This is a genomic window from Methylobacterium sp. J-001 (genome assembly GCF_022829565.1).
Classification (GTDB): Bacteria; Pseudomonadota; Alphaproteobacteria; order Rhizobiales; family Beijerinckiaceae; genus Methylobacterium.
The window spans coordinates 40979-56085 of sequence record NZ_JAKSYN010000094.1 but is presented as its reverse complement, the minus strand read 5'-3'; the positions used below and the strand labels follow the sequence as shown (position 1 = coordinate 56085).

At 69.0% G+C, this 15107-nt stretch carries 17 protein-coding genes; 5 read left to right on the top strand and 12 right to left on the bottom strand.

Annotated elements, in window-relative coordinates:
- Positions 1-8: 8 nt before the first annotated feature.
- On the top strand, positions 9-1070 hold the full coding sequence (locus MKK65_RS10380) for a sensor domain-containing diguanylate cyclase (protein WP_243957511.1): 1062 nt from the start codon (positions 9-11) through the stop codon (positions 1068-1070).
- 9 nt (positions 1071-1079) lie between these two features.
- Here the strand turns inward: MKK65_RS10380 and MKK65_RS10375 are convergent, their stop codons facing one another.
- Positions 1080-1457 (bottom strand): HesB/IscA family protein, encoded by a 378-nt coding sequence (locus MKK65_RS10375; RefSeq protein WP_058191986.1) that lies wholly within the window; start codon positions 1455-1457, stop codon positions 1080-1082.
- Between the two features lie 122 nt (positions 1458-1579).
- On the bottom strand, positions 1580-2575 hold the full coding sequence (locus tag MKK65_RS10370; RefSeq protein WP_243957509.1) for a threo-3-hydroxy-L-aspartate ammonia-lyase: 996 nt from the start codon (positions 2573-2575) through the stop codon (positions 1580-1582).
- 302 nt (positions 2576-2877) lie between these two features.
- Here MKK65_RS10370 and MKK65_RS10365 point away from each other — a divergent pair, with 302 nt between their 5' ends.
- Together MKK65_RS10365 and MKK65_RS10360 are read left to right on the top strand one after the other, a co-directional pair.
- Positions 2878-3102 (top strand): hypothetical protein, encoded by a 225-nt coding sequence (locus MKK65_RS10365; RefSeq protein ID WP_243957507.1) that lies wholly within the window; start codon positions 2878-2880, stop codon positions 3100-3102.
- Between the two features lie 322 nt (positions 3103-3424).
- Positions 3425-3610, top strand: coding sequence for a hypothetical protein (locus tag MKK65_RS10360; RefSeq protein WP_243957504.1), 186 nt, complete (start codon positions 3425-3427; stop codon positions 3608-3610).
- 320 nt (positions 3611-3930) lie between these two features.
- Here MKK65_RS10360 and lpdA read toward each other — a convergent pair whose 3' ends face one another.
- The 7 genes from lpdA to MKK65_RS10325 form a co-directional block, all read right to left on the bottom strand.
- Positions 3931-5370 (bottom strand): dihydrolipoyl dehydrogenase, encoded by a 1440-nt coding sequence (gene lpdA / locus MKK65_RS10355; protein WP_243957503.1) that lies wholly within the window; start codon positions 5368-5370, stop codon positions 3931-3933.
- A 13-nt stretch (positions 5371-5383) separates the two neighbouring features.
- A complete protein-coding gene (locus MKK65_RS10350; RefSeq protein WP_243957502.1) occupies positions 5384-6814 on the bottom strand; it encodes a pyruvate dehydrogenase complex dihydrolipoamide acetyltransferase in 1431 nt (476 codons plus the stop codon).
- A 4-nt stretch (positions 6815-6818) separates the two neighbouring features.
- Positions 6819-7412, bottom strand: a complete 594-nt coding sequence (locus tag MKK65_RS10345) for a Uma2 family endonuclease (protein WP_243957501.1) — start codon at positions 7410-7412, stop codon at positions 6819-6821.
- Positions 7413-7426: 14 nt separating this feature from the next.
- Entirely contained in the window at positions 7427-7714 is a 288-nt protein-coding gene (locus MKK65_RS10340) for a DUF5076 domain-containing protein (RefSeq protein ID WP_058191992.1), read from the bottom strand.
- Positions 7715-7784: 70 nt separating this feature from the next.
- Entirely contained in the window at positions 7785-9227 is a 1443-nt protein-coding gene (locus tag MKK65_RS10335) for a pyruvate dehydrogenase complex E1 component subunit beta (RefSeq protein WP_243957500.1), read from the bottom strand.
- Positions 9228-9281: 54 nt separating this feature from the next.
- The gene (gene pdhA, locus MKK65_RS10330) at positions 9282-10370 is read right to left on the bottom strand and encodes a pyruvate dehydrogenase (acetyl-transferring) E1 component subunit alpha (RefSeq protein WP_058191994.1); all 1089 of its coding nucleotides are present in this window, start codon (positions 10368-10370) and stop codon (positions 9282-9284) included.
- Between the two features lie 139 nt (positions 10371-10509).
- Positions 10510-10821 (bottom strand): FtsB family cell division protein, encoded by a 312-nt coding sequence (locus MKK65_RS10325; RefSeq protein WP_007566199.1) that lies wholly within the window; start codon positions 10819-10821, stop codon positions 10510-10512.
- Between the two features lie 105 nt (positions 10822-10926).
- On the opposite strand from MKK65_RS10325, the gene MKK65_RS10320 reads away from it, so the two are divergent.
- On the top strand, positions 10927-12108 hold the full coding sequence (locus MKK65_RS10320) for an adenylate/guanylate cyclase domain-containing protein (RefSeq protein ID WP_409565397.1): 1182 nt from the start codon (positions 10927-10929) through the stop codon (positions 12106-12108).
- A gap of 124 nt (positions 12109-12232) precedes the next feature.
- Here the strand turns inward: MKK65_RS10320 and eno are convergent, their stop codons facing one another.
- Positions 12233-13522: a phosphopyruvate hydratase gene (gene eno / locus MKK65_RS10315; RefSeq protein ID WP_058191996.1), complete on the bottom strand. Its 1290-nt coding sequence runs from the start codon at positions 13520-13522 to the stop codon at positions 12233-12235.
- Positions 13523-13675: 153 nt separating this feature from the next.
- Positions 13676-13885 carry a hypothetical protein gene (locus MKK65_RS10310; RefSeq protein ID WP_243957498.1) on the bottom strand — a complete coding sequence of 70 codons (210 nt, stop codon included), beginning with the start codon at positions 13883-13885 and terminating at the stop codon, positions 13676-13678.
- Between the two features lie 119 nt (positions 13886-14004).
- Here MKK65_RS10310 and queF point away from each other — a divergent pair, with 119 nt between their 5' ends.
- A complete protein-coding gene (gene queF, locus MKK65_RS10305; protein WP_243957496.1) occupies positions 14005-14457 on the top strand; it encodes a preQ(1) synthase in 453 nt (150 codons plus the stop codon).
- Between the two features lie 64 nt (positions 14458-14521).
- Here queF and MKK65_RS10300 read toward each other — a convergent pair whose 3' ends face one another.
- The gene (locus MKK65_RS10300) at positions 14522-14863 is read right to left on the bottom strand and encodes a hypothetical protein (RefSeq protein WP_058191999.1); all 342 of its coding nucleotides are present in this window, start codon (positions 14861-14863) and stop codon (positions 14522-14524) included.
- Between the last annotated feature and the right edge of the window lie 244 nt (positions 14864-15107).

Sequence of the window (15107 nt, the reverse complement as noted above, 5' to 3'; positions counted from 1 at the left end):
GGTTACAGATGAGCCAGGAGACCCATTCGGATCGCGATCGCAGCTTCGCCCTGGCGAAGCGGGCCCACGATCTGATCCGCGATTACGGTCCCTCGGCGACGCCCCGCGCCTACGCGGTGTGGTACGCCTACGTGTCGGGCGAGCTGCCGCTGCTGGGCGACTCGGTCAAGCGTCTGACCACGCAGAACGGCAGCCTCACGGACGCCGATATCGACGACCTCCACGAGACCTATCTCGACGGCCGGCTGCTCGCGAGCGCGACCGGTGACGTCAGCCGCGGCATGCTCGACGAGATCGCCGCGGTGACCGAGATCCTCGACCTGTCGCTCGGCTCGACCGCGCAGTACGGCGAGGCCTTGCGCGCGCTCGCGCAGGATCTGGCGCAGGAGGGCCTGCCGACCCGGGCGCGACTCGGCGAGATCGTCTCGACCCTGGTCTCCACCACCCGCGAGGTCGTGGTGAACAACCGGGTCCTCGAGGCGCGGATGCGCGAGACCCGCAGCGAGATCGAGACCCTGCGCGAGAAGCTGGAGGCGAGCCGGCTGGAGAGCCTGACCGACGCGCTGACCGGGCTGGCGAACCGCAAGCATTTCGAGGAGATGCTGCAGGCGTCCCTGGAGGCCGCCCGGCTCGGGGCCACCCCGATGAGCCTGATCGTCCTGGACATCGATTTCTTCAAGCGCTTCAACGACCTCTACGGCCATCTCACGGGCGATCAGGTCCTGCGGCTGGTGGCCATCGTCATGCGCGAGAATGCCGGCAAGCAGGCGCTGCTCGCCCGGTTCGGCGGCGAGGAATTCGGCATCGTTCTGCCCGGCGCCGACCGCGCTCTGGCCCGGCAGATGGCCGAGACGATCCGGGCCAGCGTGATGGGGCGGGAGCTAATCAAGCGCTCGACCGGCGAGTCGCTCGGCAAGGTCACGGTCTCGCTCGGCGTCGCGGTGCTGCACGCCAGCGACAGCCCGGCCTCGCTCCTGGAGCGGGCGGATCTGTGCATGTTCGCGGCCAAGCGCGCCGGCCGGAACCGCATCGTGGACGACGCGGCCGAGGCGCTCCCGCACGTCGCCTGACGCGCGGCGTCAGACCCGCGCCGGGATCCGGTCTTCCGAGACCGGCGTGATCGCCACCGATTCGCCGCAGCCGCAGGCCGAGGTCTGGTTCGGGTTGTTGAACACGAACTGCGAGGCGAGCTTGTTGGTGGTGAAGTCCATCTCGGTGCCGAGCAGGAACAGCACCGCCTTGGGATCGACGAACACCCGGACGCCGCGATCCTCGACCACGTCCTCACCGGGCTTGGCCGCCTCGGCATATTCCATCGTGTAGGACATGCCGGCGCAGCCGCCGTTCCGGACGCCGACCCGCAGGCCCGCGATCGGCCGGTCGGCATCCGCCATAATCGCCTTGATCCGCTCGGCCGCGCGATCGGTCAGCGAAAGAACCTTGAAGCCAGCAAACATCGTCACCCTCCCGCCCATCCGGGTTCAAGGCCCGGGAGCGCGCATTCTGACAGGCACAAGATAAGCATCCGTCGCCCCCCGGTCCACTCCGGCCGGGCCACAGGGCCGCGGCATTCGGCGCGTCAGGCGGTTTCGCCTGCCAGCCGCGCGAAGGTGGCGAGATCGACGTTGCCGCCGCTGATCACCACGCCGACGCGTTTGGCCCTCACGTCGACCAGCCCGTGCAGCACCGCCGCCGCCGCCAGGCAGCCGGTCGGCTCGACCAGAAGCTTCATCCGCTCGGCGAAGAACCGCATGGTCGCGACGAGCTGGGCGTCCGAGACCGTGAGGATGTCGGCCACGTCCCGGCGGATGATCGCGAAGGTGAGGTCGCCGAGTGCCGTCGATTGCGCCCCGTCCGCGATGGTCCGGGGCACCGGGATGGTGACGACCTGTCCGGAGCGGAACGATTGCTGCCCGTCATTGCCCGCCTCCGGCTCGACGCCGAGCACCCGGCAGCCGGGCGACAGGGCGGCGGCGGCGAGCGCGCAGCCCGCGAGCTGGCCGCCGCCGCCCAGGCACGCCACCAGCACGTCGAGGGGGCCGGCCTCCTCGATCAGCTCCTGCGCCAGGGTCCCCTGCCCGGCGATCACGTCCGGATGGTTGAACGGCGGGATCACCGTCATGCCCCGGGGCTCGGCGAGCTCGCGCCCGAGCGCCTCGCGATCCTGGCTGTAGCGATCGTACAGCACGACCTCGGCGCCGTAGCCCCGGGTCGCGGCGATCTTGGCGGCGGGCGCGTCGGACGGCATGACGATGGTCGCCGGGATGCCGAGCAGCTGGCTCGCCAGGGCGATCGCCTGGGCGTGGTTGCCCGAGGAGAACGACAGCACCCCGCGGGAACGCACCGCCTCCGGCAGGGCGCTGATCGCGTTGTAGGCCCCGCGGAACTTGAAGGCCCCGCCCCGCTGCAGGTTCTCGGCCTTGAAGACCAGCTTTGCGCCGGTCATCGCGTCCGCGGTGCGCGAGGTCAGCACCGGGGTGCGATGCGCGACCCCGGCGATGCGCTCGGCCGCCCGGGCGACATCCGCGTAGGTCGGCAGGGCCTTCAGCGCCTGCATGTCTGCTTGCTCCGGCATCGTGTCCCAAACCGCTCCTGCCTGGCGATCATACGCGATCGGGCCCGGCGCCGCGGTCCCGATCGGACGCACGCCGTTCCCGGGCCGCCCCTCCCGTCGGCGGCCAGCCTCCGAGTCGGGGCAGAGTCATAGGCAGGATTCGCACCCGGCGCATCCAGGGGATTTGCAGGCCAAGCGGAGCCATTCGTTGGCCCGCCGCTTGTATCCCTGGACTCGGTCGGGGGAAGCGGAGCCATGCAGAGGGACGCGAAGATCCGGATCGCCTCACCACGCGGCCAGACCCGCGGTTCCGCGGAGGCCCGATGAGCGACAGGTTGCGCGATCGACGGGCCGGCGACGAGGCGACGGAGGTGACCTTCCGCGGACGCGGGCTCGCGCTGCGGTCCGGGGGCCGGCTGATCCTGCTGGTCTGCCCACTCTGCTCGCAGCGCAATGCCAGCCGCGGCGCCGAGCGGGGCATCTGCGAATGGTGCGCCTATGTCCCCTCGCAGGACCAGGCCGAGCCAGTGGAGCGCGGGGCCGGGTGAACCTGCGGGCGCGGGCGGCGCCCCAAATCCGGGCTGCGCAACCCAGCACGCGGGGGTGATACGGTCGGAGGACCGGGTTCCCCAGGTGCGGACGAGCCCCCGTGCCGGGTCTTCGCTGTCCAGTACGCGTCCATCGCGCTTGCCGTGATGCCGGGACGCGCGCGTGAGCGGCGTCCGCGAGACCGGCACGTTTATCGCCACCCGAGAGTTCGCAAGATGCGTACTATTAGTGGTTGCAAAATTCGATCGATCTTTGGATTATCGATGAGAGGGCTGCCGACCGGGAGGTTTCATGCAACCGTCGGAATGCTGCATCTTTCGCATGATCATCGCGTCCGTGATCGGAAGCGCCATTACGCTCGTTCTGGTCCGGGGCTTCGACCCCTGGGCCCTGGTGCTGATCCCCATCGGGGGCAGTGTCGCGACCTTGTTCGTGATCGCCCTGTTCCAGGCCGTAAGCCTCGCCCTGACGGCCCGGTCGCGCCAGAACACCGAGTCGCCGACCTAGCGGCGGGTTGAGCGGGCCTTTTCAGCCACGACTTCTCCTCAGAGCGGGTGTTCCCACCCTCACCCTCATCCTGAGATGCCGGAGCGAGGCGGAGGCCTCGGAGGAGCCCTCTAGCCGGCCGCGCGATCCCTGGAGGGCCTCTTCGAGGCCCAACGATCTGCGATCGCCGGGCACCTCAGGATGAGGGGAGAGGTTGGGATTTTTGGAGTGCTCGCAGCAGCAATCGTCCTTGAGAGGGGAGCTCAGCGCTCCCGGAGCACGATGTGTCCCTGAGCTGCTTCAAGCGCGGGCCGGACGAGCCGCCCCGCGCCGTAGCGGTCTCAGCTGTGGATCACCTTGCCATACGCGTCGAGCACGCTCTCGTGCATCATCTCGCTGAGCGTCGGGTGCGGGAACACCGTGTGCATCAGCTCCTCCTCAGTGCTTTCGAGGTTCATCGCCACCACGTAGCCTTGGATCAGCTCGGTGACCTCGGCGCCGACCATGTGGGCGCCGAGCAGCTGGCCGGTCTTGGCGTCGAACACCGTCTTGACCAGGCCGTCCGGCTCGCCCAGCGCGATCGCCTTGCCGTTGCCCGCGAACGGGAAGCGGCCGACCTTCACGGCGAAGCCCAGCTCCTTGGCCTTGGCCTCGGTGAGCCCGACGCTGGCGATCTGCGGCTGGCAATAGGTGCAGCCCGGGATCTTGGCCTTGTCCATCGGGTGGGTGTGCAGGCCCTTGATGGTCTCGACGCAGATGACGCCCTCGTGCTCGGCCTTGTGGGCGAGCATCGGCGGGCCGGCGACGTCGCCGATGGCGTAGAGGCCGGGCACGTTGGTCCGGCCGAGCCCGTCGGTGACGACGATGCCCCGGTCGATCGTCACTCCGAGCTTTTCGAGGCCGATATTGTCGATGTTGCCGACCACGCCCACCGCCGAGATCAGTTTCTCGGCCGTGATGGTTTGTGATGTGCCGTCGCCGCCCTCGATCGTGGCGGTGACGGTGTCAGCGCCCTTCTCGACCTTGGTCACCTTGGCGCCGGTGAGGATCTTGATGCCCTGCTTCTCGAAGCGCTTGCGGGCGATGCCGGCGATCTCGGCATCCTCCACGGGCAGGATCTGCGGCAGCAGCTCCACCACGGTCACCTCGGCGCCCATGGTCCGGTAGAACGAGGCGAACTCGATGCCGATCGCGCCCGAGCCCATGACGAGCAGGCTCTTGGGCATGGTCTCGGGGACCATGGCTTCGTAATAGGTCCAGATCTGCTTCTTGTCGGGCTCGATCCCGGGGATCGCCCGGGGCCGCGCGCCGGTGGCCACGATGATGTGCTTGGCCTGGTAGCTCCCGGCGCCCTTGGCGCCCTTCGGAGCCTCGGCGCGCGTCGACTCCTTGACGGTGACCTGGCCGGGCTGGTTGCCCTTGGCGACGCTGTCGACCGACGCCTCGCCCCAGATCACGTCGACCTTGTTCTTCTTGAGCAGCATGCCGACGCCGCCGTTGAGCCGGCCCGAGACGCCGCGCGAGCGCTTCACGATGGCGGCCGTGTCGAACGACACCTCCTTGGCCGACAGGCCGTAATCGGAGGCGTGCTGCATGTAGTGGTAGATCTCGGCCGAGCGCAGCAGCGCCTTGGTGGGGATGCAGCCCCAGTTCAGGCAGATGCCGCCCAGGTGTTCCCGGTCCACCACCGCGGTCTTGTAGCCGAGCTGCGCCGCCCGGATCGCCGTGACGTAGCCGCCGGGCCCGGCGCCGATGATGAGGATGTCGTAGGTGTCGGACATTGCGTGCTCCGGCTCAGACCAACATGCCCATCGGGTTCTCGATCAGCCCCTTGAAGGCCGCGATCAGCTCCGCGCCGAGCGCGCCGTCGAGGACGCGGTGGTCGCAGGACAGGGTGGCGGTCATCACCTGCGCCACCACGGGGGCGCCGTCCTTGACGACGACCCGCTTCTCGCCGGCGCCCACCGCCAGGATGCTCGATTGCGGCGGGTTGATCACCGCGGTGAAGTGCTTGATCCCGAACATGCCGAGGTTGGACACCGAGGTGACGCCGCCCTGGTACTCTTCGGGCTTCAGCTTCTTCGCACGCGCCCGGGCGGCGAAGTCCTTCATCTCCTTGGAGATGGTCGAGAGCGTCTTCTCGTCGGCCCGGCGGATCACCGGGGTGAACAGGCCGCCGTCGATCGCCACCGCGACCCCGACCTCGGCCTGCTTGAAGCGCAGCACCCGGTCCTCGGCCCAGACCGCGTTGGCGGCGGGCACGCGGGTGAGCGCCAGGCCCATCGCCTTGATGACGAAGTCGTTCACCGAGAGCTTGAAGGCCGGCTTGCCGTCCTTGTCCTTGCCCGCGGAGGCGTTGAGCGTCTCGCGGAGCTTCATCAGCGCGTCGAGCTCGCAATCCACCGTGAGGTAGAAGTGCGGGGCCACCTGCATCGCCTCGGTGAGGCGCTTGGCGATGGTCTTGCGCATGCCGTCCAGCGGCACCTCCTCGTAGAAGCCCTTGGCGTAGAAGCCCCGGACCTGATCGAGGGTGAGCCCGGCCGGCGCCCCGCCCGCCGGCGCCGCCTTCGGAGCCGGCGCGGCCGCCTTGGGCGCTTCCGCAGCGGCCTGCGGTGCCGGCGCCTTGGTGCCGCCCGAGGCCTTGGCGGCCTGGACGTCCCGGGCGATGATCCGCCCGTGCGGGCCGCTGCCCGACACGGCGGCGAGATCGACGCCCTCCTGCTTGGCGATCCGGCGCGCGAGCGGCGAGGCGAACACCCGTCCGCCGTCGCCCTGCGGCGGCTTCGCCGGTCCGCCGGGCTGCGCGCCCTCCGGCGCCTCGTTCACCCGCCCGTAGGACATGTGGCCGCCGCCGGGCGTGGTGTTCTGGTCGGCCGGTGCCGGCGCGGCGATGGATGTCGGCTGCGACGGCGCCTCGGCCTTGGCCTCCGGCGCGGCCTTGCCGCCGCCGGCACCCGCGGCCTGGACGCTCGAGGGATCCTCGCCCTCCTGGGCGATCACCGCGATCAGGTCGTTGACCGGCACGTCGGCGGTGCCTTCGGGCACGACGATCTTGGCGAGCACGCCCTCGTCGATGGCCTCGACCTCCATGGTCGCCTTGTCGGTCTCGATCTCGGCAAGGACATCGCCGGACTTTACGGCGTCGCCCTCCTTCTTCAGCCACTTGGCGAGGTTGCCCTTCTCCATGGTCGGCGAGAGGGCGGGCATGAGCACGTTGATCGGCATGGCATCAGGTCTCGGGCAAGGCCGGGGCGGCCGGATCGTCGAAGGGAAACAGGTCGTCGAGGGGGAACGGCACGGCATCGAAGGGCGGCAGCGCGACGGTCTCGCCGCGCTGCACGGTGTCTACGAGGAGCCAGTAACCGTCCGCGAGGGCGAAGCCTTCGAGCACCCCCTCGGCTGGATCGAGCAGCCAGAGAAACGCGACTCCGGCCTCCCCATAGATGCGGCGCTTGCGGCCGCGATCGAGGCGGATCGTGGAGGGCGAGAGGATCTCGCACACCCAATCCGGCGGCGTTTCGATGAAGGCAGCCGTGGGTTCGGTCGGCATCCGCCTGCGACGCCATCCCGCGAGATCGGGCACCACCACCTGAGGGCCGAAGTGAAGCTCCGGCTTGCTCATGTAGATCCAGGCATCCGGATCGTCGCGTCTGCGGGGCGTGCGCGAACCCAGGGTCGCCGCCAGCGAGAAAGCGGCTGCGCTCTGTAAGGGTGGCAGTGGCCTGTGCGTCTCCAGCACCCCATCGATGATCTCGGCGACGAGATGCTCCGGCACCGCCATGAGATCCGCGTAGGTCGCCTGCCGGACAGCCGCCTCAGCCATGGTCGGCACCATCGTTAGTTGAAGCCGCCGGGGTCGAGCCCCTCGGCCTCCCAGCCGGCGCGGATGCGCTCGAACGCCTCCTCCTCCGACATGTCGGTCTCCAGCGCGTAGGCGCGGGCCGCCTGCCGGCCGAGGTCGATCAGCAGCCGGCCCCAGGTCGCGGGGTCGTCGAAGGAGCGGCGCAGGGCGACGCTGACGGCGCCGTCCACCACGGCGGCGCGCAGCACCTCGATGCCGCCCTGCGCGCGCGCGTCCGGCGGGATGGCGAGTTCGACGAAGTCCTGTGTGGGATCCTGGCTCATGGCGCGCCGGCTGGTCTCCGAACCCGGACGGGGCGGGATGACGGGGCGGCTTGTCCGCCCGCGACGCCCGTCACTTGTAGCAGACGCTCTTGGCCGCCTCGACGACCTCGGCCACGTTCGGCAGGGCGAGCTTCTCGAGGTTGGCTGCGTAGGGCATCGGCACGTCCTTGCCGGTGATGCGCAGGACCGGGGCGTCGAGATAGTCGAAGGCGTCGACCATCAGGCGGGCGACGATCTCGGCGCCGATGCCGGATTGCGGGAACCCCTCCTCCACGGCGATGCAGCGGCCGGTCTTCTTGACCGAGCGCACCACCGTCTCCGAATCCATCGGCCGGATCGTGCGCAGGTCGATCACCTCGGCCTCGATGCCCTCGTCGGCCAGGATCTGCGCGGCCTTGAGCGCGTAGGTCATGCCGATCGCGAAGGACACGATGGTCACGTCCTTGCCGGTGCGGTGGACCCGCGCCTTGCCGATCGGCAGCACGAAGTCGTCGAGCTGCGGCACCGGGAAGGACTGGCCGTACAGGATCTCGTTCTCGAGGAAGATGATCGGGTTCGGATCGCGGATCGCGGCCTTGAGCAGGCCCTTGGCGTCCGAGGCCGTGTAGGGGGCGATCACCTTCAGGCCCGGCACGTTCGAGTACCAGGCGGCGTAATCGTGGCTGTGCTGGGCGCCGACCCGGGCGGCGGCGCCGTTGGGGCCGCGGAACACGATCGGGCAGCCGAGCTGGCCGCCGGACATGTACAGGGTCTTGGCCGCCGAGTTGATGATGTGGTCGATCGCCTGCATGGCGAAGTTGAAGGTCATGAACTCGACGATCGGCTTCAGGCCCGAGAGCGCCGCGCCGACGCCGATGCCGGCGAAGCCGTGCTCGGTGATCGGGGTGTCGACCACCCGCTTGGCGCCGAATTCCTGCAGCAAACCTTGCGTGATCTTGTAGGCGCCCTGATACTCGGCGACCTCTTCGCCCATGACGAAGACGTCGCCGTCTCGGCGCATCTCCTCGGCCATGGCGTCGCGCAGGGCCTCGCGCACCGTGGTGGTGACCATCGGGGTGTTGGCCGGGAACTCCTCCATCACCGGCTCGTCGGCCTTGTTGGTGATGACGGCCGGCGCCGCCGGGGCCTTCTGCGCATCCTCGCCGGATTTCGACGCCGGGGCCGGCTTGTCGGCCATCCCCTCGGCCTGCATGTCCGGGGTCGGGGCCGGATGGCCACCGGCGCCGTTGGGCTTCGGCGTGCCGCCGGATTGCACGCTCGCCGGGTCCTCGCCCTCGCCGGCGATGATGGCGATCGGCGTGTTGACCGCGACGCCCTCGGTGCCCTCCGCGATCAGGATCTTGGCGAGCACGCCCTCGTCGATGGCCTCGACCTCCATGGTCGCCTTGTCGGTCTCGATCTCGGCGAGCACGTCACCGGATTTGACCGGATCGCCTTCTTTCTTCAGCCACTTGGCGAGCTTGCCCTCCTCCATGGTGGGGGAGAGGGCGGGCATCAGGATGTCGATCGCCATGCTCAGCTCTGCGGTCGTCTTTTCGGTAGGGGCGGCCAGTGTTTCGGGAACGCGCTAGGCGTGCGCATCCAGGAGGATGTCGGTCCACAGCTCGGCGGGATCCGGCTCGGGATCGTTGGTGGCGAACTCGGCCGCTGCGTTCACCGTCTCGCGGACCTTGGCGTCGGTCGCCTTGATCTCCGCCTCCGGCACCCCGTGCAGCTCGATCAGGCGCTTGCGCACCATCTCGATCGGATCGTGCTCGTCGCGCATCTTCGAGACCTCGTCCTTGGTCCGGTACTTGGCCGGATCGGACATGGAGTGGCCGCGATAGCGGTAGGTCTGCATCTCGAGGATGTAGGGGCCCTGGCCCGAGCGGGCATGCTCGACCGCCCGCGCCGCCGCCTCGCGCACCGTGCGCACGTCCATGCCGTCGACCTGCTCGCCCGGGATGCCAAAGGAGATGCCGCGCTTGGAGAAGTCGGTCTGCGCCGAGGCCCGGGCCACCGAGGTGCCCATGGCGTAGCGGTTGTTCTCGATCACGTAGACGACCGGCAGCTTCCAGAGCGCCGCCATGTTGAAGCTCTCGTAGACCTGGCCCTGGTTGGCCGCGCCGTCGCCCATATAGGTGAGGCTGACCTTGCCGTTCTCCCGGTAATGGTCCGCGAAGGCGAGGCCGGTGCCGAGGGAAACCTGGGCGCCGACGATGCCGTGGCCGCCGAAGAACTGCTTTTCGCGGCTGAACATGTGCATGGAGCCGCCCTTGCCGCGGCTGTAGCCGCCCCGGCGCCCGGTCAGCTCGGCCATGACGCCCTTGGGGTCCATGCCGCAGGCCAGCATGTGGCCGTGGTCGCGGTAGCCGGTGATGACCTGATCGCCGTCGATCGAGGCCATCTGCATGCCGATCACCACGGCTTCCTGGCCGATATACAGGTGGCAGAAGCCCCCTATCAGGCCCATCCCGTAGAGCTGGCCGGCCTTCTCCTCGAAGCGCCGGATCAGCAGCATCTCGTGATAGGCGTGGAGATCTTCCGCGCGGGTGAATTGCGGCATGTTCGGCGCAGGCTTGTGCGCCTCGACAGCCTGGGAGCTTCCAGCCTCCGGGCTCGCGACCTGCGGTTGCGAGGACGAAGCGTCCTTCGCAGGCTCCTTGGCGGCGTCCATCGGCGCTCTCCCCGTGATTCCACGCGACTGGAACGGGGTGTAGGACAGCACCGTTTGGAAAGCGAGGGCGGACGCTCTGACAGGTCGCCCCTCTTGTCAGAGGGGATCTAAAGTCGCGGCGGACAGGTCGGGCGCGGGGTCACGGCGTGATGATGACCACGTCGTTGGCGTGGACCCGGCCCAGCACGATCCGCGCCCGCTCCTCGAGGAGGTCGCGGTCGATCTGGTCGCTCTTCAGCAGCGCGACCCGGTGCTCCCAGGTGGCGCGCTCCGCCCGCACGGCGGCGAGTTCCTGGGTGAGGCCGTAGGCGCGGATCTTGAGCACCTTCTTGGCTTCGAGGCCGCGATTGCCGCTCTCGGCCTGCCACACGAAGAAGCCGACCACGAGCGCCGACAGGGTCCAGAGACCCAGGGGCAAGAGGACCATTCTGACGCGGCGGCGGACGACCATGGCGGGAGCCTCGCGCGGAAAGGTTAACGGAGCTTTTCGAGGCTGCCGGATCGCGCCCGCGGCGTATGATCTTGCTGGGCCGGATCAGGGAGTGAATGCGCGCAGATGGACATGACCGAGCTGACGCGCTGGATCGCCGAGCACGCCACCGCGACCGATGACTACGACACGATGCTCGCCCGGGTCTGCGAGGGCCTGTGCGGATCTGGCGTCCCGCTCTGGCGGGTCAGCGTCATGACGCCCGCCATCGACCCGATGGTCCGCGGCGTCAGCTTGAACTGGCATCTCGGCCAGGGCCTGAGCTTCGTGCCTAATCCCCACGGCGCCGAGCAGGAGGCGGATTGGCTGCGCAGCCCGATCTTCGCGATGCTCGAGCGCGAGGAGGTTTTCGGGCGCTGGCGCCTCGACAGCCCCGGCCCGGAAACCGACTATCCTGTCCTGCACGATCTCCGCGCCGAGGGCTGCACCGAATACGCGGTCCACATCGTCGGCTTCGCGCCGGGTACGGCGCTACGCGGCGTCGCGATCTCGTTCTGTACCCGGGCGCGCTCGGGCTTCGCCCCGGCCCACCTGACGGCGGTGGCCGAAGTCCTGCCCGTGCTCGCCCTGGCGGTCGCCAAGCTCGGCCTGGGGCACACCCTGCGCGAGGTCACGGCCACCTATCTCGGGCGCTCGACTGCGGAACGCGTCCTCGACGGCCAGATCCAGCGCGGCCAGGGACGGGCTGTGCCGGCCGCGATCCTGATGACGGACCTGCGCGGCTTCACGGCCCTGTCCGACCGGGCCGATCCCTACGACATGGTGACCTGGCTCAACGAGCATTTCGACGCGCTGGGCGATCCGGTGTCGCGGCACGGCGGCGAGATCCTGAAATTCCTGGGCGACGGCTTCCTGGCGATCTTCCCGGTTCCCGATGCCGGCATCCTTCCCTGCCCTGTCTGCAGCAGCGCCCTCGACGCGGCCGCGGATGGGCTCGCGGCCAACGCCGCCCTCAATCGGCGGCGCGGCGAAGCGGGGTTACCGGAGCTGACGGCCGATTGCGTCGTGCATTTCGGCACGGTGGTCTACGGGAATGTCGGGACGGAACGGCGCCTCGACTTCACGGTGATCGGGCGCGCGGTGAACGAGGCCAGCCGGATCGAGAGCCAGTGCGAGGCGCTGGGCCACACGCTGCTGATCTCGGACTCGTTCGCGGAAAGGTGCGGCCGGGCGCTCAACGCCGTGGGCATCATCGAGCTGCGGGGCCTGGCACGACCGCAGAAGGTCTGGACGCTGCCGGCGCAATGACGGTCCGGGCGAGCGATCTTGAGGGAGATCGTTCACCCGTCGCTTTCGGGATCGTCCGGGCCCGAAAAACGAGCCGCTTATGTCGTCCCTCACCGCGCGGTGGCGAGAGACGACGCGGGCGCGCTCAGCCGCGCGCCAGATGCTTGATCGCCGAGGCGCCGGCGTAGAGCGCCTGCGGGCCGAGGCCCTCCTCGATGCGGATCAGCTGGTTGTACTTGGCCAGTCTGTCGGAGCGGGCGAGCGAGCCGGTCTTGATCTGCCCGCAATTCGTGGCGACCGCGAGATCCGCGATGGTCGAGTCCTCGGTCTCGCCGGAGCGGTGGGACATCACCGCGGTGTAGCCGGCGCGCTGAGCCATATCGACCGCCGCGAGGGTCTCGGTGAGCGAGCCGATCTGGTTGACCTTGATCAGGATCGAGTTGGCGGTGCGCTCCGCGATGCCCCGGGACAGGCGCTCGACATTGGTGACGAACAGGTCGTCGCCCACGAGCTGGCAGCGATCGCCGATCTTGTCGGTCAGGAGCTTCCAGCCGGCCCAGTCGTCCTCGGACATGCCGTCCTCGATCGACAGGATCGGGTAGTTGGCCACCAGCTGGGCGAGGTAATCGACCTGGGCCTCGATGGACCGGGTCGTACCTTCGCCCTCGTAGGCGTAGGCGCCGTCCTTGAAGAATTCGGTGGCGGCGCAGTCGAGGGCGAGCGCGATGTCGGTGCCCGGCTTGAAGCCGGCGGCGCTGATCGCGTCCATCACGAAGTCGAGGGCAGCCTCGGCGGATGGCAGGTTCGGGGCGAAGCCGCCCTCGTCGCCGACATTGGTGTTGTGGCCGGCCTTCTTCAGCTTGCCCTTGAGGGTGTGGAACACCTCGGAGCCCATGCGCACGGCGTCGGCGAGCGACTCCGCCCCCACCGGCATGATCATGAATTCCTGGAAATCGATCGGGTTGTCGGCATGCGCCCCGCCGTTGATGATGTTCATCATCGGCACCGGCAGGACCCGGCCCTGCACGCCGCCGACATAGCGGTAGAGCGGCAGGCCGGAGGCCTCGGCCGCCGCCTTGGCGACTGCCAGCGACACGCCCAGGATCGCGTTCGCCCCGAGGCGCGCCTTGTTGGGGGTGCCGTCGAGCTCGATCATCGCCTCGTCGACGGCGACCTGCTCCTCGGCCTCCATGCCGCCGATCGCATCCAGGATCTCGGTCTGGGCGGCTTCGACCGCCTTTAGCACGCCCTTGCCGAGGAAGCGGCTCTGGTCGCCGTCGCGCAGCTCGACCGCCTCGTGGGCGCCCGTGGAGGCGCCCGAGGGAACCGCGGCGCGTCCGAAGGAGCCGTCCTCCAGCAGGACATCGACCTCGACCGTGGGGTTGCCGCGGCTGTCGAGGATCTCGCGGGCGCTGATATTGGTGATCGCGGTCATGGAAGGTCCTCTCGCGGGGCCGCGGGTCGGCGGCGGCAGCCCCGAGCCCGGGGCGTCGCGCATCGCGGCGGCTTATCCGTCAAGCCGCGTTCGGCGGCAAGCACCGGCGTAGGCGCTGCCTGTGCACGTGTTGTGACAGACGGCGCGTCAACCCTACCGTGTTAGCGTCCGGGTAGAAGGGTGGCCGATGGGGGTCGTGGCCAGGGACCGGTTCAATTTGCGCAACTGTCCATCGTTGCGGGCACAGAGGTCGTGGCGGGTCATGGCGTCGAGCATGCGCTGGGTCGCGAGTTCCCCGCTCGCCTGGACCGGCAGGGCCGCGACCGTGATCATTCCAATCAACCCGAGGACGGTGAGACGCATGGTGCCGGGGTCTGCATCGGACCACGCCGACGATCGCCGAAAGCTTAGCTGAGAAGAGTAAAAATTTGGTCGCGGCGCGGATGGGTGCGCTGCACCGCGTGCGGCATTATAGAAGCCCTATGACAACACCTGAGACGCTCCAACTCGGCCAAGCTACGCCGCTGCCCACCTCGCCGGCCGACGCCCGCCTCGACCGGGTGCCGAACCCGCATGCCGATACCGACTACGTGGCGCGCTTCACCGCGCCCGAGTTCACCTCGATCTGCCCGGTCACCGGCCAGCCGGATTTCGCGATCCTGGTGATCGACTACGTGCCGGGCGACTGGCTCGTGGAGTCGAAGTCGCTGAAGCTCTACCTCGGCGCATTCCGCAATCACGGGGCGTTCCACGAGGATTGCACGGTGGCGATCGGCAAGCGGCTGCGCGACCTGCTGGAGCCGCGCTACCTGCGCATCGGCGGTTACTGGTACCCGCGGGGCGGTATCCCAATCGACGTGTTCTGGCAGACCGGCGAGCCGCCCAAGACGATCTGGCTGCCGGAGACCGGGGTCGCTCCCTATCGCGGGCGCTGACGCCCATACGAAAAAGGCGACCGGCTCGCGCCGGTCGCCCTCTCATCTGTTAGGATTGCCGCCCTTAGTAAGGCGCGCCGTAGTAACCATAGGCCGGGGCGCCGTAGCCGTAAGCCGGAGCACCGTAAGCCGGGGCGTAGCCGTAACCGCCACCGTAGCCGCCGCCATTGTAGTAATTGTTGGCAGCGCCGGCGGCGATTGCACCAGCCGCGAGACCGGCAATGCCGAGGCCGATGGCCGCACCGGTGCCGATGCCGCGACGCCCACCGCGATAGCCGTAGCCGTGACCATAGCCATGGCCGTATCCGCCGTGGAAGCCGTACGGACGGGCCTCAGCGCCGGTCGTGGCAGCGACGCTGCCGAGAGCCAGAGCGGCGGCGGTGGCGATGATACCAATCTTGCGCATAATGTTCCTTCTCGATCCTCGATCGAACATGCCCCTCAACGTGGCTGTCGGCCGAAGGGTTCCAAGTTTTCGCTGGCTGTTTCTGAAGGCTAGGTCCGGCTGAACAGCGGTTCATCTCAGACGGTGCCGGTGGAGGCGGTCTCTGCTGCTTCGGCGGTCGCCCCCGCCCGTCATTCGTCTTGCGAATATTTTCCGCTACGCGCCCGTCAGCGCGGAAGCTCTTCCGGGGGCACCGGGGGGCGCG